The sequence below is a fragment of the Variovorax sp. OV329 genome (genome assembly GCF_900114785.1).
Lineage (GTDB): Bacteria > Pseudomonadota > Gammaproteobacteria > Burkholderiales > Burkholderiaceae_C > Variovorax.
Genome location: NZ_FOUG01000022.1, coordinates 44,822 through 63,490, shown reverse-complemented (window position 1 = coordinate 63,490; position 18,669 = coordinate 44,822). Strand labels below are relative to the sequence as shown.

The window sequence follows — 18,669 nt, the reverse complement described above, 5'->3', positions numbered from 1 at the left end:
CTCAAAGACGTGCTTCGGCCCGCCCGATGCCCGGGAACTCGACCGCCACCGTCTCGCCCTTGCGGATCGGCAGCACGCCGACCCACGAGCCGGTGGTGACGACGGTGCCGGCGGGCACGGTGGCGCCGTGGCGAGTCGCATGCCGCAGCCAGGTCGGCAGCAGCCACGCCGGGTCGCCCAGCGAGTGCGCGCCCTGGCGCAGATCGGGTGCATGGGCGCCGATGCGCGTCTCGCAGGTCTGCGCCGCCCAGTCGCGCGGGGCGTAAGGCACCCAGGCGCCCAGGACCAGCGCACCGTGCGATTGCAGGTCGGCCAGGCGCAGCAGAGCAGAGGCATTGGCCGGGTCCTCCCAGCGCGAGTCGACGATCTCGATCGAGACGGTCATCGCATCGACCAGGGCTGCCGCACCTTCCGGCGTGAGCGCCGCGGCGGCTTCGGGTGTCACGGCGGATCCCAGGCGCAGCGCAATCTCGGATTCGATGCCGGGACGGTGGAAATGCATGTCGCTGTAGTCCGCTACGCTGGCGCGCACGCCCGACGGCGGCAGGGGTGCATGCGTCAGCACCGCCTCGCGCGAGGGGCCGCCGGACTTCCAGTGGCCGGGGACGGCCGTGCCGAACCAGCCCATCGCCTGCGCCAGGCGGTCCTGCGCGTCGTATGCCTGCGCCGCGTCGGCAATACCGTCCTGCCACGGCGCGGCATCCAGGGTGCGGCCCTCGCGCCAGGCCGAGGCCAGGGTGCTCGCCAGGTCGGTCATGCGTCCACCTTCACGTTGCCGTCCTTGACGACGCGGCCCCACTTCTCGATCTCGCTCGAGATGAACCTGGCGAACTTCTCGCGCGAGCCGCCACCGTCCTCGGCGCCGTAGTTGTCGAGCTTCTCCTGCACGTCGGGCATGGCCAGCACGGTGTTGACATCGCGGTTGATCTTGTCGGCGACGCTGGCCGGCAGCTTGCCGGGGCCGGCGAGCCCGTACCAGGTGGTGGCTTCGAAGCCTTCGAAGCCTTGCTCCTGCATGGTCGGGATGCCCGGATGCCCCTTGGCACGCTTGAGCCGCGTCTGCGCGACGCCGATCACCTTGCCGCTCTTCACGTGCGGCGTGGCGGCCGTCATCGTCTCGAAGCTGTACTGAATCTGGCTGCCCATCAGGTCGGCCAGCAGGGGACCGCTGCCCTTGTACGGCACGTGCATCGCGTCCACCTTGGCCTGCAGCTTGTACATCTCCAGCGCCAGGTGCTGGGCGGAGCCCGCGCCGGCCGAGCCGAAGCTCACCTTGCCTGGCTCGGCGGTGCACAGGGCCGTGATGTCCTTCACCGTCACGGCCTTCTGCGTGGGGCTGGCGATCAGCAGGTTGGGCGTGACGCCGACCAGCACGATGGGCACGAAGTCGCGTTCCACGTTGTAGCGCAGCTTGGGCTGCAGGCTGGGCGCCAGGGCGTGGCTGTTGATGTGCGCCATCAGCAGCGTGCTGCCGTCGCTGGGCTGCGTCGCCACGTACTCGGCCGCCAGCACGCCGGCCACGCCGCCCTTGTTCTCGACGATGACCGGCTTGTTCCACATCTCCGTCAACTTCTGCGCGACCACCCGGGCCAGCGCATCCGTGCCGCCCCCTGGCGGAAAGCCGACCACGATGCGCACCGGCCCCGAGGGCCAGTCCTGCGCGAACACCTGGGGCACGCCCAGGGTGGCCGCCGCGGCAACGCCTGCGGCCTGGATGAAGGAACGTCGTTGCATGTTGTCTCCGTTTTTATGATCGAACGCGTGAACCCTCAGGCCGCCTTCTGCAGGGCGGCCGGCGCCGCATGGCCGGCGAAGTAATCCATCGTGGCCTGCACGCCGCTGCCGGCGAGCTTCACGCCGGAGAGCTTCAGCCCCATCTCGACGCCGGCGACCATGGCGACGAGCGTCAGGTCGTTGCTGTCGCCCAGGTGCCCCATGCGGAACATGCGGCCCTTGAGCTTGCCCAGCCCCGTGCCCAGGGACAGGTCGAAGCGCTGGTGGATCAGGCGGCGCACCGCGTCCGCATCGACGCCTTCGGGCGTGATCACGCCGGTAAGCACCGGGGAGTACACGGCCGGGTCGGCGCACTGGATCGGCAGGCCCCATGCGTTGACCGCGGCGCGCACGCCGGCACCCCAGCGCTGGTGGCGGGCGAACACCTTGTCCAGGCCTTCGCCGAGGATCATGTCCAGCGCCTCCGAGAGGCCGTAGAGCAGGTTGGTGTTGGGCGTGTAGGGCCAGTAGCCGTCCTTGTTCATCTCGACGATCTCGTCCCAGGCCCAGAAGGAGCGCGGCAGCTTCGCGCTCTTCATCGCTTCGAGCGCACGCGGCGAGATGGCGTTGAAGCTGATGCCCGGCGGCAGCATCAGGCCCTTCTGCGAGCCGCTGATGGTGACGTCCACGCCCCATTCGTCATGCCGGAAGTCCGCGCTGGCGAGGCCGGAGATGCTGTCGACCATCAGCAGCGCGGGGTGGCCGGCGGCATCGATGGCGCGGCGCACCGAGGCAATGTCGGAGGTGACGCCGGTCGAGGTCTCGTTGTGCACCACGCACACGGCCTTGATCTTCTTCTCGCTGTCCTTGCGCAGGCGCGCCTCGATCAGGTCCGCCTGCACGCCGCGGCGCCATCCGGGCGCCTGCGGAAGATGTTCGTCGGAGCCATTGAAGGCCAGGAACTCGGTCGAGATGCCCAGCCGCGTGGCCATCTTCTGCCAGAGCGAGGCGAAGTGGCCGGTCTCGTACATGAGCACGTGGTCGCCGGGGCTCAGCGTGTTCGACAGCGCCGCTTCCCACGCGCCGGTGCCCGAAGCCGGATAGATGATGACCGGGTGCTGCGTCTTGAAGACCTGCCTGATGCCGCTCAGCACCTGGCGGCCGAGCACGCCGAACTCGGGCCCCCGATGGTCGATGGTGGGCAGGCTCATGGCGCGCAGGATGCGGTCGGGCACCGGGCTCGGGCCGGGGATCTGCAGGAAGTGCCTGCCGGTGGGGTGGGAATCGAGTTGAAGCATGGGGCCGTCCTTTCGGCGCCAGTTTTGCATTCAAAACACAAAACGATCTGATGGTTATCCCCTAGATCTAGGGATTGAGTGCCCGGGAAATTGCATTCAAAATGCAACCGAAGGAAGAAAACCATGGCGGAAGTGATCGAAATCTCGCGTCTCGCGCTGCATGACCAGGTGGCGTCGCGGCTGCGGACGATGCTCATCGAGGGCCACATCGCCCCCGGCGCCAAGCTCAACGAGCGCGAGCTGTGCGAGCAGTTGCGCGTCTCGCGCACGCCGCTGCGCGAGGCCATCAAGCTGCTGGCGGCGGAGGGCCTGGTGGACCTGCTGCCCAATCGCGGCGCAGTGGCGGTCAAGCTGACTGAGGCCGACGTGATCAACACCTTCGAATTGCTCTCGGCGCTCGAAGCCCTGTCGGGCGAATTGGCGGCGCAGCGCATCTCCGACGAGGAGCTGGCCGAGCTGCGTGCGCTGCACTACGAGATGTTGGCCTGCTTCTCGCGGCGCGACCTCTCGGGCTACTACCGCATCAACGCGCGCATCCATGCGGCGATCAACGACGCGGCCGGCAACCCGGTGCTGACGAGCACCTACCGGTCCATCAACGCGCGCGTGCAGTCGCTGCGCTTTCGCACCAACCAGAACGAAGCCAAGTGGGCGAGCGCGGTCGCGGAGCACGGCCGGATGATCGAGGCGCTCGCTGCGCACGACCCCGTCGCGATGCGCCAGGTGCTGATCGAGCACCTGAACCGCAAGCGCGACACGGTGCTGGAGTTGCTGCGCGCCGGTGAAATCTATCCACGGTCCAACGCGGCCAAGACCTGAAGCCTGACCCCATGCGCATCGAGCCCGCGAGCCATCTCCAGCCAGCCGGTACCGTCCTGCCCCCCAACGACACCTGCGAGGCCCTCGCCAGGCGCCTGGCGGCCGAGACCCAGGGCGAAGTGCTGTTCGACGCCGCTTCGCGCGGCCGCTACGCGACAGACGCGTCCATCTACCAGATCATGCCCGTGGGCGTGCTGGTCCCCAGGACCGAGCGCGACATCGCGACCGCCATCGACGTGGCGCGCGATCTCAAGGTGCCGGTCCTGGCACGTGGCGGCGGCACCAGCCAGTGCGGCCAGACCACGGGTGCAGCGCTGGTCATCGACAACAGCAAGCACTTCCGAAGCGTGCTGGACCTGGACCTGGAGCGCCGTACCGTCACGGTCGAGCCGGGCATCGTGCTCGATCACCTCAATGCCCAGCTCAAGCCGCACGGGCTCTGGTATCCCGTCGACGTGTCCACCAGCGCGCAAGCCACGCTGGGCGGCATGGCCGGCAACAACTCCTGCGGCTCGCGCTCCATTGCCTACGGCAACATGGTGCACAACGTGGCCGGCGCGAGCGCCTGGCTGTCCGATGGCGAACTGGTCGACTTCGGCCCGGTGTCGGCGCTGAGCGGGCGTGCCAGCGACATCGCGCAGCACGTGCAGCAGCTGGCGCTGCAGCACCGCGAGCAGATCCATTCGAACTGGCCCAAGGTGATGCGCCGTGTCGCGGGCTACAACCTCGACATCTTCGACAACCAGAGCGAGAAGCCGTACACGGCCGATGGCAGCGTCAACCTCGCGCACCTGCTGATCGGCGCGGAAGGCACGCTGGCCTACACCCGCAGCCTGACGCTGAAGCTGAGCGAGCTGCCGCGCGCCAAGGTGCTGGGCATCGTCAACTTCCCCAGCTTCCATGCGGCGATGGATTCGGCCCAGCACATCGTGAAGCTCGGCCCCACGGCGGTCGAACTGGTCGACCGCACGATGATCGAGCTGAGCTTGGCCAACCCGGCCTTCCGCCCCACCGTCGAGACGGCGTTGGTCGGCCGGCCCGCCGCGATCCTGCTGGTCGAGTTCTCGGGCGGCGACAAGGCATCGCTGCTGCCCAGGCTCAAGGACCTGGTCGAGCTGATGGGCGAGCTCGGCCTGCCGGGCAGCGTGGTCGAGATGCAGGACGATGCGCCGCAGAAGAACCTGTGGGAAGTGCGCAAGGCGGGGCTCAACATCATGATGAGCCTCAAGGGCGACGGCAAGCCCGTTAGCTTCATCGAGGACTGCGCCGTGCCGCTGGAGCACCTGGCGGAATACACCGACGGGCTTACCGAGGTGTTCGCGAAGTACGGCAGCCGGGGCACCTGGTACGCCCATGCGTCGGTGGGCACGCTGCACGTGCGGCCCATCCTGGACATGCGCGCCGACGGCGCTGCCAAGATGCGGGCGATTGCCGAGGAGGCGAGCGCGCTGGTGCGCAAGTACAAGGGCGCCTTCAGCGGCGAGCACGGCGACGGCCTGTGCCGCGGCGAGTGGATCGAATGGCAGTTCGGCCCGGCGCTCAACGAGGCCTTCCGCTCCATCAAGAACAAGCTCGATCCGATCAACCTCTTCAACCCCGGGAAGATCATCGATCCGCCGAAGATGGACGACGCCAGCCTGTTCCGCTTCGCGCCCGAGACCGCGCCGCGGCCGTACAGGCGCATCCCGCTCACGCCGGTGCTCGACTGGTCCGCGTGGAACGTGCAGGCCGATCCGGTGACGGAAGTGACCACGGCGCCGGGCACCGGCGGCGACCTCACGGGCGGCTTCGCCAAGGCCGTGGAGATGTGCAACAACAACGGCCACTGCAGGAAGTTCGACGCCGGCACGATGTGCCCGAGCTACCGGGTCACGCGCGACGAGCAGCACCTGACGCGGGGCCGCGCCAACACGCTGCGCCTTGCGATCTCGGGCCAACTGGGGCCGGACGCCTTCACCAGCGAGGCCATGCACGAGACCATGGACCTGTGCGTGGGCTGCAAGGGCTGCAAGCGCGACTGCCCCACGGGTGTGGACATGGCCAGGATGAAGATAGAGTTCCTGTCGCACTACAAGAAGAAGCACGGCCACACGCTCAAGGACAGGCTGGTCGCCCGCCTGCCGGACTACGCCCGTGCGGCCAGCCGGGTGCCGTGGCTGCTCAACCTTCGCAACACCGTGCCGGGCGCGCGCTGGCTCGGGGAAAAGGTTCTGGGGCTTTCCGCGAAGCGTTCACTGCCTGAATGGCGCAGCGACACCTTCTGGCGCGCCGGCGATGCCTCGCTGTTCGCCAGCCGCGACCAGGCGATCGCCGCTGCGAAAGAAGGGCAGAAGGTGGCGGTGCTCTTCGTCGACACCTTCAACGGCAACTTCGAAAGCGAGAACGCGCTGGCCGCCGCACGCGTGCTCCGTGCCGCCGGCTACCTGCTGCACACGGTTCAGAAGGATGGCGGCCACCATTGCTGCGGCCGCACCTACCTCGCTAGCGGCATGGTGGAGGAGGCCAAGGCCAGGGCCGGCGCGCTGATCGACGCGCTGCTGCCGCTGGCGCAGGCGGGCATCGCGGTCGTGGGGCTGGAGCCCTCGTGCCTGCTGACGCTGCGCGACGAGGCACTGGTCATGGGCCTGGGCGAGAAGGCGCAGACCGTGGCCGGCCAGGCGCTGCTGTTCGAGGAGTTCATCGCGCGTGAGGCGAAGGCCGGCCGCTTCCAACTCGAACTCAAGCCCACCGCGCAGCCGATCCTGCTGCACGGCCACTGCCACCAGAAGGCCTTCGGCGCCGTCAGTCCGATCCTGGACGTCCTCAGGATGATTCCGGGCGCTAAGCCTGAACTGATCGAGAGTTCGTGCTGCGGCATGGCGGGGAGCTTCGGCTACGAGGCTTCCCACTACCAGGTGTCGATGCAGATGGCGGAAGCCAGCCTGCTGCCCGCGGTGCGCAAGCGCCCCGACGCCATCGTCGTGGCCGACGGCACCAGCTGCCGGCACCAGATCGCGGACGGCGCGCAGCGCGAAGCCATTCACGTGGCGCGCTTGCTCGCCGCACAGCTGGCCTGAGACTCGGCCCCTGGGCGGCTGTCGCCGGCACGGGGTCGCGATTTCGCGTCGTGGCCGAACGGTCCTGAATCACCAGGGCCGCGCCTACGAGCCCGGGGCCTCCCGCGAAGTCCTGTCGTGCGCTGAACCTACAGGGACCGGAGTTCTGCGTCGATCTTGTCCAGCGTTTCCTGCGGGAGCAGATTTCCGGCCAACTGCGCGACGGTGGCCAATCTCATCCCGCCAGCCAAGGCGATCCGGGGATGCGACGAAGCGCCAGGCAGGTACCTGTCGACGATCGCCTTGGCGCTGTCGCTTGCCATCAGCTCGTTGACGGTGGACTGGATCGAATAGGCCATTTGCTCTCGGGTCGTAGTGAACGACAAGGTTTTGCAGGTCTGCATCGTGCCAGGCGCACCGCCGCACGTCGCCGTCCGAATGGACTGGTTCCCGCGGTCCGAAGCGCGCTTCATAATCGGCCAACGTGCAGACTTCACGAGGCGTCCATGGAGTTTCTCAAGTTCATCCGCTCGGTCGAAGAGCTTCTCTATGAGATGACGTGGCTGCTGTTCTATCCGCGGACGCTGTGGCGCTGCGTCGTCCATTCTTCCTCCAATGCCTTTTTGCGGCGCCGTTCGTCGTCGGCATCGCGCTTGCCACTGCGCTTGGCCGAGTGGGTCATCCCGTCATTTCGGGGCTGCTCGCAGTTTCAGCCATCGCCTGGTATCTCGCTGTCCAGACCCGATGGTTCCGTTGGCGCCTGCAGATTCACAGCGCTCGCGCTTTCCACCTTTGCTGTGGCCGTTCTCGTCGACGTCGCCATTGCGTTCGTCATCGTCGGACTTGGCGCGTAGCCGGCGCGCGCGCGTCCGCTGCTGCTTCCAGGGCGCCCGCTCCTGGCCCGACCGCTGTCATGGCGTCCCTGTTTCGCGCTTCTGCGCAGCCGCATAGAGCCGGGTGCGCATGAGCTGCAGCGCCTGGCCGCGCTCCTGGGCGCCCATCGAAACCGTCGAGGTCGTCGCCACCACCATCTGCATGCCGGGATACACCCAGACAAACTGGCCGCTGAAGCCGCTGGCCAGGAATGTGGGTCGTGGCGCCTTGGATGGCACCACCCACCACATCAGGCCATAAGGCAGCGCAACCGGCTTCCCGCCCGCGTTGCGGGCAGTGGTCGCATCCGCGACGAAGGATGGCGAGAGCAATTGCATCTCGCCCCAGCGGCCGTCCTGCAGTGCCAACTGGCCCAGTTTCGCCATGTCCAGCGTTCGCATGCTCAAGCCGCGCTGGTAGGACGGCTCGGCCATGCCAAGAGGGGTCACCAGCTGCTGGCGAGCGAAGTCAGGCACGGGCATGCCGGTCGTCTTCCTGAGGATCTCTGCCACCGTGTTGACGGCTGTGTTGTCGTACGCGAACACGGTTCCGGGGCTGCTCGAGATCGGCCGCGCCCAGCCGGCCTGGACGGCGAGTGCCGGCGCAGTGCCCGTCGGGTCGTCGACTGGGAAGCCTGCTGTCATCGTCAAGAGATGACGAAGCGTGATGTCGCGGGATCTGGGGTCTGTGTTGAGCGGCAGCAGCTGCGGCAGGAGTTCCACCACGGGCTGGTCCAGGCTCTTGATATGCCCGCGCTGCATCGCAATGCCGACGAGCGTCGACAGCGCACTCTTGGCCACGGACTGGACCTGCCGAAGGCTCTCCGGATTGCCATCGCGGTAGTACTGGAAGACCAGGCGACCCCGCAGGGCGACAACCACGCTCTGGACGTCCGGAAAGTCCTCGCCGATGGCTTGCTCGATGCCCTGGAAGGCGAGGGCATCCAGAGACTGCTCCTGGGAAGTGGAGGCTCGCCACTGGGCGAATGCACTGGACGAACATGCCAGCGCCAAGGCGAGCAACGCACAGCGCGAGCGCAACTTCGGTTTCGACTTCATGCTTCGGGCTCGAATCATCGGTTGACGAGCGCCTGGGCTAATGGCCGCAAGCGTCCCGCCGGCAGCGGAGATTGCGATGCTGCTGGTGTTCGCATTGAAAGTAGCGAGTACCTCGTTGGGACACCGTTCAACACGTGGATGACGAAGTCGATGTCCAGCAGGTATCGCGGCATCAGAGCAGTTCCCGGGCTGATTGGTGCTGGTTTGCGCGGTCGGGCAGGAAGTCGTCGCTGAGACAGGGGTCTTGGAGGAAGAAGCTGTCCCAGGTCTTGCCGAGGGGCACGAGGATGCGCTCGTTGCCCCTAACTCGCACTTCTACCTTGTGGATGCCCTCAGGCAAACGCACGTCAAAGGGGAGGCGGACTGCTTGAGTTCGCTTGGTGACGAATACGGTTCCGATGGCCATGCAAGTGTCCCTCCGGGCTTGAGCATATGCCAATCGTGCGCGGGACCACGATCGCTTCTCTTGCGGCGATGCTCGCTGCTTCAGTTCTGAACTGACCGTGCGAGCCCGAAACGCTACAAAGCCGACCTGGACCCCTGCGATTCCAGCAAGCCGCAGATCGCCCGCACCTGCTTCTGGATGATCTTCGCCACCTCGACCCGGCGCTCGGGCCCCAGGCGCGTGGAAATGGCGGCCACGCTGATGGCGGCGACGGGGTTCCTGGGCGGGAAGGCGACGCCCACGGCCGCGGTGCCCGGGGTCGCGGCGCTGTCGAGGAATGAGTACCCCCGCTTGCGGCTTTCGGCGACCGCCGCCTGCAGGAATGCAGGGTCGAACTCGCCGAACTTCGAGTACTGCGCGCCGTTGGCTTCAAGCACCTCGGCCGCCTCGGCTTCGGGCAGCGCGCCGAGGATCGCCAGCCCGCCCGCGCCCACACCCATGGGACGGCGGATGCCGACGTCGAGCGTCAGCGCCTTGATCGGGTAGTCGCCCAGGGCACGGCTCGTGCAGATCGATTCCACGCCGCGGCGCTCGCTCAGGTACACGGTGTCCTGCGTCAGGTCGGCGATCACGCGCATCGGGCCCTCGCACAGTTGGCTCAGGCGATAGCCCGGTTCGGCGAGCAGCCCGAGTTCGTAGAGCAGCGGACCCAGGTGGTACTTGCGCGTGAGCGGGTCGCGAATGGCCAAGCCTTCGAGCTCCAGGCGCTGCAGCATCCGGAAGCAGGTGGACATCGGCAGCCCGCTGACGCTCACGACGTCCGCGATGCGCATGCCCCGCCGTCCGCGGGAGGCAATCACCCGCAGCATGCCGACGACCCGCTCGATGCTCTGCGTGCCGCTTCTGGCGCCTGACTCGTCCTGGGGCGGTGGTGCCGCGGTTTCGTCCGGGGCCAAGGCGCGCTTGCGGGGTGTTCTGCTTTTAGTTTCCACAGTGTGGCAGTAATCCGGGTTGCACCCGAACGGTGTCATAGGAGCCGTCACTATAGTTTGGGCAATCGAGATTGATCAACAACCACATCGTGGAAGTTGAAACGGAAGCGCAGACATGCCCCAAACGATGACGGAAAAGATACTGGCGCGCGCCTGCGGCAGGCAGAGCGTGAAGCCGGGAGACGAGGTCACGGCGCGCCCGGACTTCGTGATCAGCTACGACTTCCCCGGCTACACCGACGTGTTCTTCAAGGAGACGCGCGAGGACTTCGGCATCGAGAAAGTCTCCAGCCCCGAGCGCTTCGTGCTCTTCATCGACCACATGGTCCCGGCCGCGGCGCCCAAGGAGGAAGAGCTGCACAAGATCACCCGCGCCTGGGGCAAGGAGCAGGGCGTGCCGGTGTACGAGCGCGAAGGCATCGGCCACCAGGTCTCGGCTGAACTGGGCTATGCCACGCCGGGCGCCTTCGTCGTGCACTTCGACGGCCATGTCAGCCAGCTGGGCGCCTTCGGCACCTTCGCCTTCGGGGCGCGCAAGGGCGTGATCGAGTCCTTCGTGACGGAGCGCGTGACCATGACCGTGCCAGCCACCGTGAAGGTCGAGCTGCTGGGCACGCTCCAGCCCGGCGTGATGGCGCGCGACGTGTTCCACCACATGGTGCGCGTCATGGGGCCGGCGTCCTGCCGGTTCAAGGCCGTGGAAATCTGCGGCCCGGTCATCGACGCGATGAGCATCGAGGGTCGGCAGACCATCTGCGGCCAGGCGATGTTCCTGGGCGCGACCACCATGCTCATTGCGCCCGACGCGAAGACGATGGCCTATGTGGCAGGCCGCTCGAAGGTGGCCCTGGAGCCGGTGCATCCCGATCCCGACGCCGTCTACGAGCAGGTCGTGAGGATCGACGTGTCCTCGCTCGAGCCCATCGTGGTGGTTCCGCCCAGCCCGGCGAATACGCGCGACCTCAAGGACCACGTCGGCCTGGAGGTGCATACCGGCTACCTCGGTTCGTGCGCCAGTGGCCGCCTGGAGGACCTGCGCGTGGCCGCCGATGTTCTGCGTGGCCGGCATATCCAGCCGGGCTTCCAGCTGCATGTGGTGCCCACCTCGAAGGCGATCATGGCCGCCGCGGCGCGCGAAGGCCTGATCGAAGTCCTGGTGGAGGCGGGCGCCTTCATCAGCTCGCCCAGCTGCGACTACTGCTTCGGCCGCATCGCCACCATGAGCGATGGCCAGCGCGCCGTGTCCACCGGCACGCTGAACACCCCGGGCCGCATGGGCAGCGTCGATTCGGAGATCTACATCTGCAACGCCGCAGTCGTGGCGGCGTCCGCGCTCGAAGGGCGCATTGCAGACCCGCGTCCCTACCTGGCCGAAGCGGCCGCTGCCGCAGGAGCCGCCGCATGAGCCTCGTCAACCTGCGCGGCCGCGTGGCCTGGGTCTTCGCCGAGGACGACTTCGACATCGACCTCATCATCGGCGTGCGCAACATCAAGATCACCGACGTGAAGGAGCTTGCCGCGCTGGCGATGTCCGACTACATGCCCGGCTTCGCGAGCAGCGTGCGCAAGGGCGACCTGCTGGTGGGCGGCAGCAACTTCGGCTACGGCCACCCGCACTATCCGGCCATGCGCGCCATGCGGCACCTGGGCATCTCCTGCGTGATAGCGGAGTCCTTCTCGCCCGGCTTCTTCCGCGGCGAGATGAGTATGGGCTTCCCGCTGGTCAGCTGTCCCGGCATTCTTGCCGCGGCCGAGCGGGGCGACGAGCTGGACGTGAACTGGGACGCCAGCGAGGTGAGCAACGCGCGCAGCGGCCAGCGCTTGCCGCTGCAGCCCTTTTCTTCGTCCGAGCGCGGCATGCTCGATGCGGGCGGCCTCATCCCCTACCTGAAGGCGCGCTTCGCTGAAGAGAAAAACGCGCAGGCGCGCGCGGCCTGACAGCTCTCACAACCACCTGTGTCCAGGCCCGCCACGGCCAGGGCACGCTCAACTGGAGAATCGCGATGACCACCCCACGCCAGGCCCTGCGCCAGCGCATCACCCACGGCCCCACCTTCTGGTTCGGCGGCGCACAGGACGCCCTGTCGGCACTGCTGGTGGACCAGTCGGATTTCGACGGCATCTTCAGCACCGGCTTCGGCATCTCCGCTGCGCTGCTCGGCCAGCCGGACATGGAGCTCTACACGCTGAGCGAGAACGTCGCCACCGTGAACCGCATGGTCAACGTGGTGCGCAAGCCTGTCTTCGCCGACGCCGACACCGGCTACGGCAACGTGCTGAACGTGGGACGCACCGTGCGCGAGTTCGAGAAGGCCGGTGTCGCGGCCCTGTCGCTGGAAGACCAGGTCAGCCCCAAGCGCTGCCCGGCCGCGGCCACCGAGTCGATCGTCGTGCCCATGGATGCGGCGATCGCACGCATCAAGGCCGCGGTGGATGCGCGCCAGGATGCGGACCTGCTCATCGTGGCGCGCACCGACGCCATGGACGCAGGCGAGGCCCTCGAGCGCGCCGCGCGCTACGCCGAGGCGGGCGCCGACCTGATCCAGCCCATTTCACGCACCTTCAGCAGCTACGAGCAGTTGGTGCAGATGCGCGAGACCTGCGGCCGTCGCCTGTCGCTGCAGCTCATGGCCGGCACCTGGATGACCGGGCTGAGCCGCACGCAGATCGAGAACGTCGCGGCCTTCGCCACCTATCCCATCGCGGGCCTGCTGAGCACCGTGCACGCGGTGCGCGCCAACCTGCAGGTGCTGGCGCAGCGACGCAGCGGCAACTTCGATGACCTGCCCTTCGAGCAGACGACCATGGCGGCCTTCAAGGACATCATCGGCTGGCACGCCCTGGAGGAACGCCAGGCGCACTACGAAGTCGGCGCCAAGCGCTGAGAGCGTTCCGACTCCCTCGTCGACCAAGCAACCCCTTTCCCGTTCAAAACAATCAGGAGCAAGCGTGCGTACTTTCAAACTTCTGGGCCGCGTCGCCGTGGCCGGGTTCCTGGCGCTGGGTATCGTAGGCGCGGCTGTGGCGCAAGGCAGCGCCTACCCGACCAAGCCGATCCGGATGGTCGTGCCCTATCCGGCCGGCGGTGCCACGGACGTGGCGGCGCGCATGCTGGCGCCACGCCTGCAGGAGGAACTCGGCCAGCCGGTGGTGGTCGACAACCGCCCAGGCGCTGGCGGCAACATCGCGATGGCCTCGGTGCTGCAGGGCGGTGCCGACGGCTACACCCTGGCGATGACGCTCACCGGCATGCTGTCGATCAACCCGGTGATCTACAAGAAGGCCGGCTTCGCTGCTTCGGACTTCGTGCCGGTTGCGCAGGTGTCGCTGGCGCCTCTGCTGCTGGTGGTGCCTGAAAATTCGCCCTACAAGAACGTGCAGGAACTGCTGGCCGCGGGCAAGAAGGCCGGCAAGGGCGGCCTGCCCTATGGCTCGGCGGGCGCGGGCGGCCTGTCGCACCTGGCCTCGGAAACGATCAATGCGCATGCCGACAGCAACTTCGTGCACGTGCCCTACAAGGGCGGCGCGCCGCTGGTGCAGGCACTCATGGCCAACGAGGTGACCTGGGGCCTGCTGGGCACCGGCGACGCGCGCAGCTTCGTGCAATCGGGCAAGCTGCGCGCCATCGGCGTGCTGCGCAATGGCCGTTCCGAGCTGTGGCCGGACATCCCCACGCTCACCGAACAAGGCGTGGCTGGCGGGGTGGACTTCGATGTGTGGTTCGGCGTGGTTGCGCCGGCCAAGACGCCCGCGCCGGTCGTGAAGCTGTTGAACGAGAAGATCGCAAAGATCGTCGCCGAGCCGGCCTTCCGCAAGCGGCTCAACGAACTCGGCGGCGTCGCGCCTTCCACCGGCAACACGCCCGAAGCCTTCGCGGAAGTCTTGAAGCGTGAACTGGCCGTGCTGCCCAAGGCCGCACAGGCGGCGGGCTTGCAGCTCGACTGAAGAAGGGTCACCCCACGACCTCTGGCCGGACTGCGTGGCTTGCTGGTGGGTCCAGGATACTGGACAATCAGTCCATCATGAAAGATCCGGCTGCGCAAGCTGTCCCTGAAGAGGACATCAACACCCGGATTGCCAGGCGGGTGCGGGACCTTCGCTCTGCGCGAGCCGAGACGATGGACTCGCTCGCCGCCAGGTCCGGGGTGAGCAAGTCCATGATCTCGCTCATCGAGCGCGGCGAGACCAGTGCCACCGCCGCGGTCCTCGAGAAGCTCGCAGCCGGCCTCGGGGTCGCCATGGCCACGCTGTTCGGGCCGGACAAGTCCGCGCAGCAGCATCCGCTGTCGCATCGTGCCGACCAGCCCATCTGGAAGGATCCGGAGTCGGGCTACCTCCGGCGCAATCTCTCGCCGCCCAACTGGCCCACACCCATCCAGTTGGTGGAGGTGCATTTCCCGGCGGGGGCACGGGTGGCCTACGAATCGAGCGATCGCAGGCCCGCGATTGAACAGCAGGTCTGGGTGATTCAAGGACAGATCGAGATCACCCTGGGCGAGCGGCACTTCGCATTGAAAGCCGGCGACTGCCTTGCGCTGAGGCTCGATCGCCCGCTGATCTACAGCAATCCGTCGACGCAGGCCGCGAAGTACCTGGTCGCTCTGTGCGACCAGGCGGTCATGCATCTTTTTCGATAGGGACACCGAGATGAACAGCGAAGCCATCCAGCTGATCGACTGCAGTGAAGAAGAGCACGCCGGCGCCATCCTGGCGATCCTCAACGAGGCCATCGCCAACTCGACGGCCCTGTACGACTATGTGCCGCGCCCGCCGGAAGCGATGAAGAGCTGGTTCGCGGCGAAGAACGCCAACGGCTTTCCGGTCGTGGGCGCGGTCGACGGCAGCGGCAAGCTGATCGCCTTTGCGAGCTACGGAACCTTTCGAGCCTTTCCCGCCTACAAGTACACGGTAGAGCACAGCGTCTACGTGCATCACGAGCATCGGGGGCAGGGGCTGGGCAGGATCCTGATCGGCGAGTTGATCCGGCGGGCCCGCGCTGCCAATCTGCACGCCATCGTGGGCTGCATCGATGCCAGCAACGCAGGAAGCATTGCGCTGCACAAGGGCCTTGGCTTCACGCATTCGGGCACCTTGCCGCAGGTGGGCTTCAAGTTCGGACGGTGGCTCGATGCCGCCTTCTACCAACTGCTGCTGGACACGCCTGTCGATCCGGTGGACGGTTGACCCCGCCCGATACGCCGCGGCGCTGCTTCAGGGTGCCATGACCTTGTACATCCTGTAGCGCTCATCCTGGTAGAGGATCGGCAGATCCGGCTGCACCGCTGCGCCGATCTCGGTGATGGCGTGCGTCACCCCGTAGCGGATGGCAAGCATCCCGAAGCGTGCCGCGTCGGCCGTCCCATAGTCGGCCACGGCCTGTTCGATCCAGTCGTTCCTGTGGTTGCGAAAGTCATCGGGAACCTTGAAGTCCAGCGGATGGCCGATCGCGTCTTCGATGCGGTGGCGCCACTCCTCGAAGTACGACAGGCTGAAGGTGGTTTCGCCGCCGTCCTTCAAGGACCCCAGAACCCGTCTTTCGGCCGCCCAGCGGAAGTTCAGCAGCGGGGCGTGGCCGATGTAGTAATAGGGCGGGATGGCCACCACCGCATCCGCGGGCAGGTTGGCCCGGGACCATGTGGTGATCTTGTTCTCGTAGTAGGACTCGTACGACGAAGAAATGGGGACATGCCGGTACAGGTGCCCCGCGACCGAGGCCATCAGCAGTCCACCGACGACCCACCGCAGCGACGGCTGAGGCGTCGGCGGGGTCTCCCGACGACGCTCTCGAGGGCGCAGGATCTCGAGCCCGAGCACGACAAGCAGGATCCAGAACGACGCCGTGGAAGCGATCGAATAGCCGTCGGGATAAGTCAGCACCTGGTCCAGCGCCAGCGCGCTCACGGCCACGATCGCGCGAAGCCTGCCTGTCGTGTTCCACGCGGCGGCGGCCCAGCAGGCCAGTGATGCCGCAGCCAGGTAGGGCAGGAAGCGCAAGGTCTCTTGCAGATGAAGCTGGAGCGCGACGGGAATGCCGAAAACCTCCACGCCGACGTAGCCGGCCACGCAGGCCGCCACGATGCCGCACAGGTAGGCAAGAACGACGCGGTCCGGCTTCGCGCGCTGGCTGATGGCGATCGCAAGAAGGGGCGGCAGCAGGGCAATCCAGTAGCTGCGGGGCCAGAGCGACGGGAAGTGGTGAAACCAGAGCAGCAGCCGTTGTGCGTCCAGCCACTCCTTGGGCGCATGGAGGGGAACGCCGCTGGCACCGCCGGTAAACGCCATCATCACGAGGAGTGGGGCCGCGCCTACAAGGAACCACAAGGGCTCCCTCAACGCATTCACGAGACGCGCAGGGCTGAAGGCGGCCGCGAACCAGACCAGGATCGCGCCATGGGCGGCCGTCGTGGGATGGATGTTGAACGTCAGCCCGGCCAGCAGGAACGCGGCGCGGTATCGGCCTTGCGCAGCAAGCCCGAGCGCGAAAAGCAGCGGGCCGAGCGAGAGACTGCGGTTGAGCACCATGACGTCGAAGCTGGCCAGGCCCGCGCTCGAGAAGCGCACGAAAAGCACCATGCAGGCCGCGAGAAGTCCGGCCAGCCCGGCGACCTGACGGGGGGACAGCGCACGCGCAAGGGCGGCGACGCCTGAAAACATGAGGGCCGTGCAGGCGATCTGAAGCGCGAAGTAGATCCATTCCAGGGGCGCCACATGCATCAGGGCGGCAATGGCCGGCCAGAGCAGGGTCGGGTGGAACTGCGCGCGATCGACCAGTGGGTCGCCGACGAGAAAGTCGGGGTGCAGTGCACGCTCGATGAAAGCGAAATGGACGGCGTGATCGGCACCGCCGAACAGGTAGCCATTCACGGCGAAGGATGCAGCGACGAACAGGCAGGAGAGCAGCAACTGCTGGGCGAACGGGCTACCGGGCGCCGCAATGCCGATGCCCAGGCGTTGCCGCTGAGAGTAGCCAACATTCATCGAGAGACTCCTGGGAGGACGGGATTTCAAGCATACCGAAAGTATGTCTGCCGAACCTCCCCGGCCTGCGCGACTAGGCGGTGGGCGGCATCCGGTCAAAGGCCCGCAGCGCGGGATCGATGGGATCCCACGCCAGCCCGCGGACACCGTAGGTGAGCACCTGCGGCGCAAAGCGGCCCGGCTCGTCGAGGCTGCCAGCGGGGACCGCGATCATTTCCGGCATCGCGGCGAAGCGCAGGAAGACCGGCGTTCCGCACACCGGGCAGAAAGCGTGGATCTTCACGTTGCCGCTGTCGCCTGCCACTTCCCAGTGCGTTGCCTCGCCGCTGATCTCCATGTCGGCGCGCGCGGGAAAGGTCAGCCAGGATCCGTGTCCAGTGCCGCTTCGCCGCTGGCAGTCGCGGCATTGGCAGTGATTCTGGAAGAGGGGCGCGTGGCGGGTGGCGTAGCGGATCGCGCCGCATGCGCATCCGCCGGTGTAGGGCTGGTTCATGGACGGTTCCTGGTTCAGGCAGCCGACTTCGGCTTGGCGAAGACGTCGATGCCTTGTCCTGTTTCGAGCAGTGACTTGAGGCTGGACAGGACGATCGGCCAGCCTTGCTGGATGCCCTTGTCCATGCCGCTGCCGGCCTCGAGTTCGTCGTGGGTGACGGTCAGCCGCACCATGCCGTCGTAGGGAGCGACGTCGAAGCTCACGCGGCTGTAGCCGGCCGGATCCTCGGCCTGCGATGCATTCGCCCAGGTGATGACCAGGCGCGTCGGCGGCGCGACCTCGACCACCTTGCCGACCAACTGGACCGTGCGCTGCGCGTCGGCGCGCACATGCTCCCAGCCCGAGCCGGGCTTCCAGTCGGAGACGTTCTCGTGGCCCCAGTAGCGCCGCGCGATCTCTGGTTTCGTGATGGCTTCGAACACCTTCTCCGGTGTCGAGCGGATGTAGGTCACGTAGACGAAGCTGGTCTTCTCTTGGTTCATCTCTCACTCTCCTTCGAGTTCTTTCTTCAGGTCGTGCAGCAGGCTGAGCCGCTGCCGTTCGAACTTGCGCACCCACCGCTCGTAGACCTCGTGCAGCGGCACCGGGTTGATGAAATGCAGTTTCTCCCGGCCACGCCAGACGGTGGTGACCAGGTTGGCCGCCTCCAGAAGCCCGATGTGCTGCGTGGCCGACTGCCGCGTCATGTCCAGGTGCTCGCAGAGCTCGCCCAGCGTCTGGCCGTTCTTCTCGCATAGCAGGTCGAGCAGCCGTCGGCGCGTCGGGTCGCCCAGCGCCTTGAAAACCTTGTCAGCGTCCATCCGTTGCGTTTCGTGAGCTGAGGGCATGATATGCAGGCAAATACCTGCATGTCAAGCGGGCTGTCGGCAACACGTGTGGGACGCTGGGGAAAGCCATGGCACCGGGGCTCAACTTGCCCGCACAATGCGCCCCTACGATCCGGCTGCTCTTCCAGAGGGGCCGCCATCCGTTGCCATCGCCGGGAGCCATCGCCATGACATCCCCCTGGGCACTGATCTTCCTGT

General features: G+C 67.0%; 20 protein-coding genes. 9 read left to right on the top strand and 11 right to left on the bottom strand.

What is annotated here, in order from left to right; translation table 11 throughout:
* Position 1 precedes the first annotated feature (1 nt).
* Genes BM345_RS26290 through BM345_RS26280 form a run of 3 tightly spaced genes read right to left on the bottom strand, consistent with a single transcriptional unit; the run spans position 2 to position 3,011 of the window.
* Positions 2-757, bottom strand: coding sequence for a fumarylacetoacetate hydrolase family protein (locus BM345_RS26290; protein WP_093385833.1), 756 nt, complete (start codon positions 755-757; stop codon positions 2-4).
* Entirely contained in the window at positions 754-1,734 is a 981-nt protein-coding gene (locus BM345_RS26285; protein WP_093385831.1) for a Bug family tripartite tricarboxylate transporter substrate binding protein, read from the bottom strand. The genes BM345_RS26290 and BM345_RS26285 overlap by 4 nt, the downstream gene beginning before the upstream one ends.
* 35 nt (positions 1,735-1,769) lie before the next feature.
* Positions 1,770-3,011, bottom strand: a complete 1,242-nt coding sequence (locus tag BM345_RS26280) for a pyridoxal-phosphate-dependent aminotransferase family protein (RefSeq protein ID WP_093385828.1) — start codon at positions 3,009-3,011, stop codon at positions 1,770-1,772.
* Between the two features lie 123 nt (positions 3,012-3,134).
* Between BM345_RS26280 and BM345_RS26275 the strand changes: the two genes are divergently transcribed.
* Together BM345_RS26275 and BM345_RS26270 are read left to right on the top strand one after the other, a co-directional pair.
* Entirely contained in the window at positions 3,135-3,830 is a 696-nt protein-coding gene (locus BM345_RS26275; protein ID WP_093385826.1) for a GntR family transcriptional regulator, read from the top strand.
* 11 nt (positions 3,831-3,841) lie between these two features.
* Entirely contained in the window at positions 3,842-6,886 is a 3,045-nt protein-coding gene (locus BM345_RS26270) for an FAD-binding and (Fe-S)-binding domain-containing protein (protein ID WP_093385823.1), read from the top strand.
* Between the two features lie 128 nt (positions 6,887-7,014).
* Here the strand turns inward: BM345_RS26270 and BM345_RS29895 are convergent, their stop codons facing one another.
* On the bottom strand, positions 7,015-7,224 hold the full coding sequence (locus BM345_RS29895) for a hypothetical protein (RefSeq protein WP_139237619.1): 210 nt from the start codon (positions 7,222-7,224) through the stop codon (positions 7,015-7,017).
* Positions 7,225-7,371: 147 nt separating this feature from the next.
* On the opposite strand from BM345_RS29895, the gene BM345_RS26260 reads away from it, so the two are divergent.
* Positions 7,372-7,719 carry a hypothetical protein gene (locus BM345_RS26260; RefSeq protein ID WP_093385818.1) on the top strand — a complete coding sequence of 116 codons (348 nt, stop codon included), beginning with the start codon at positions 7,372-7,374 and terminating at the stop codon, positions 7,717-7,719.
* 57 nt (positions 7,720-7,776) lie between these two features.
* Here BM345_RS26260 and BM345_RS26255 read toward each other — a convergent pair whose 3' ends face one another.
* From BM345_RS26255 to BM345_RS26245, 3 genes are all read right to left on the bottom strand, one after another.
* Positions 7,777-8,796: a serine hydrolase domain-containing protein gene (locus tag BM345_RS26255; RefSeq protein ID WP_175545160.1), complete on the bottom strand. Its 1,020-nt coding sequence runs from the start codon at positions 8,794-8,796 to the stop codon at positions 7,777-7,779.
* Positions 8,797-8,968: 172 nt separating this feature from the next.
* Positions 8,969-9,202, bottom strand: a complete 234-nt coding sequence (gene vapB / locus BM345_RS26250; RefSeq protein ID WP_093385814.1) for a type II toxin-antitoxin system VapB family antitoxin — start codon at positions 9,200-9,202, stop codon at positions 8,969-8,971.
* A gap of 113 nt (positions 9,203-9,315) precedes the next feature.
* Positions 9,316-10,137 carry an IclR family transcriptional regulator gene (locus tag BM345_RS26245; RefSeq protein WP_254790015.1) on the bottom strand — a complete coding sequence of 274 codons (822 nt, stop codon included), beginning with the start codon at positions 10,135-10,137 and terminating at the stop codon, positions 9,316-9,318.
* A gap of 163 nt (positions 10,138-10,300) precedes the next feature.
* Between BM345_RS26245 and BM345_RS26240 the strand changes: the two genes are divergently transcribed.
* The 6 genes from BM345_RS26240 to BM345_RS26215 all read left to right on the top strand — a co-directional run bounded on the left by BM345_RS26240 (position 10,301) and on the right by BM345_RS26215 (position 15,357).
* On the top strand, positions 10,301-11,578 hold the full coding sequence (locus BM345_RS26240) for a 3-isopropylmalate dehydratase large subunit (RefSeq protein WP_254790014.1): 1,278 nt from the start codon (positions 10,301-10,303) through the stop codon (positions 11,576-11,578).
* Positions 11,575-12,111, top strand: a complete 537-nt coding sequence (locus tag BM345_RS26235; RefSeq protein WP_093385807.1) for a LeuD/DmdB family oxidoreductase small subunit — start codon at positions 11,575-11,577, stop codon at positions 12,109-12,111. The genes BM345_RS26240 and BM345_RS26235 overlap by 4 nt, the downstream gene beginning before the upstream one ends.
* A gap of 65 nt (positions 12,112-12,176) precedes the next feature.
* The gene (locus BM345_RS26230; RefSeq protein ID WP_093385804.1) at positions 12,177-13,058 is read left to right on the top strand and encodes an isocitrate lyase/PEP mutase family protein; all 882 of its coding nucleotides are present in this window, start codon (positions 12,177-12,179) and stop codon (positions 13,056-13,058) included.
* Positions 13,059-13,122: 64 nt separating this feature from the next.
* A complete protein-coding gene (locus BM345_RS26225) occupies positions 13,123-14,118 on the top strand; it encodes a Bug family tripartite tricarboxylate transporter substrate binding protein (protein ID WP_175545159.1) in 996 nt (331 codons plus the stop codon).
* A 77-nt stretch (positions 14,119-14,195) separates the two neighbouring features.
* Entirely contained in the window at positions 14,196-14,810 is a 615-nt protein-coding gene (locus BM345_RS26220; protein WP_093385799.1) for a helix-turn-helix domain-containing protein, read from the top strand.
* Positions 14,811-14,820: 10 nt separating this feature from the next.
* Entirely contained in the window at positions 14,821-15,357 is a 537-nt protein-coding gene (locus tag BM345_RS26215) for a GNAT family N-acetyltransferase (protein WP_093385797.1), read from the top strand.
* Positions 15,358-15,384: 27 nt separating this feature from the next.
* Here the strand turns inward: BM345_RS26215 and BM345_RS26210 are convergent, their stop codons facing one another.
* From BM345_RS26210 to BM345_RS26195, 4 genes are all read right to left on the bottom strand, one after another.
* The gene (locus tag BM345_RS26210; RefSeq protein WP_093385794.1) at positions 15,385-17,151 is read right to left on the bottom strand and encodes a DUF6798 domain-containing protein; all 1,767 of its coding nucleotides are present in this window, start codon (positions 17,149-17,151) and stop codon (positions 15,385-15,387) included.
* 73 nt (positions 17,152-17,224) lie between these two features.
* Complete coding sequence (locus tag BM345_RS26205; protein WP_093385792.1) at positions 17,225-17,644, bottom strand: GFA family protein; 420 nt, start codon at positions 17,642-17,644, stop codon at positions 17,225-17,227.
* A gap of 14 nt (positions 17,645-17,658) precedes the next feature.
* Positions 17,659-18,126, bottom strand: coding sequence for an SRPBCC family protein (locus BM345_RS26200; protein ID WP_093385789.1), 468 nt, complete (start codon positions 18,124-18,126; stop codon positions 17,659-17,661).
* A 3-nt stretch (positions 18,127-18,129) separates the two neighbouring features.
* Positions 18,130-18,444: an ArsR/SmtB family transcription factor gene (locus tag BM345_RS26195; protein WP_093385787.1), complete on the bottom strand. Its 315-nt coding sequence runs from the start codon at positions 18,442-18,444 to the stop codon at positions 18,130-18,132.
* Between the last annotated feature and the right edge of the window lie 225 nt (positions 18,445-18,669).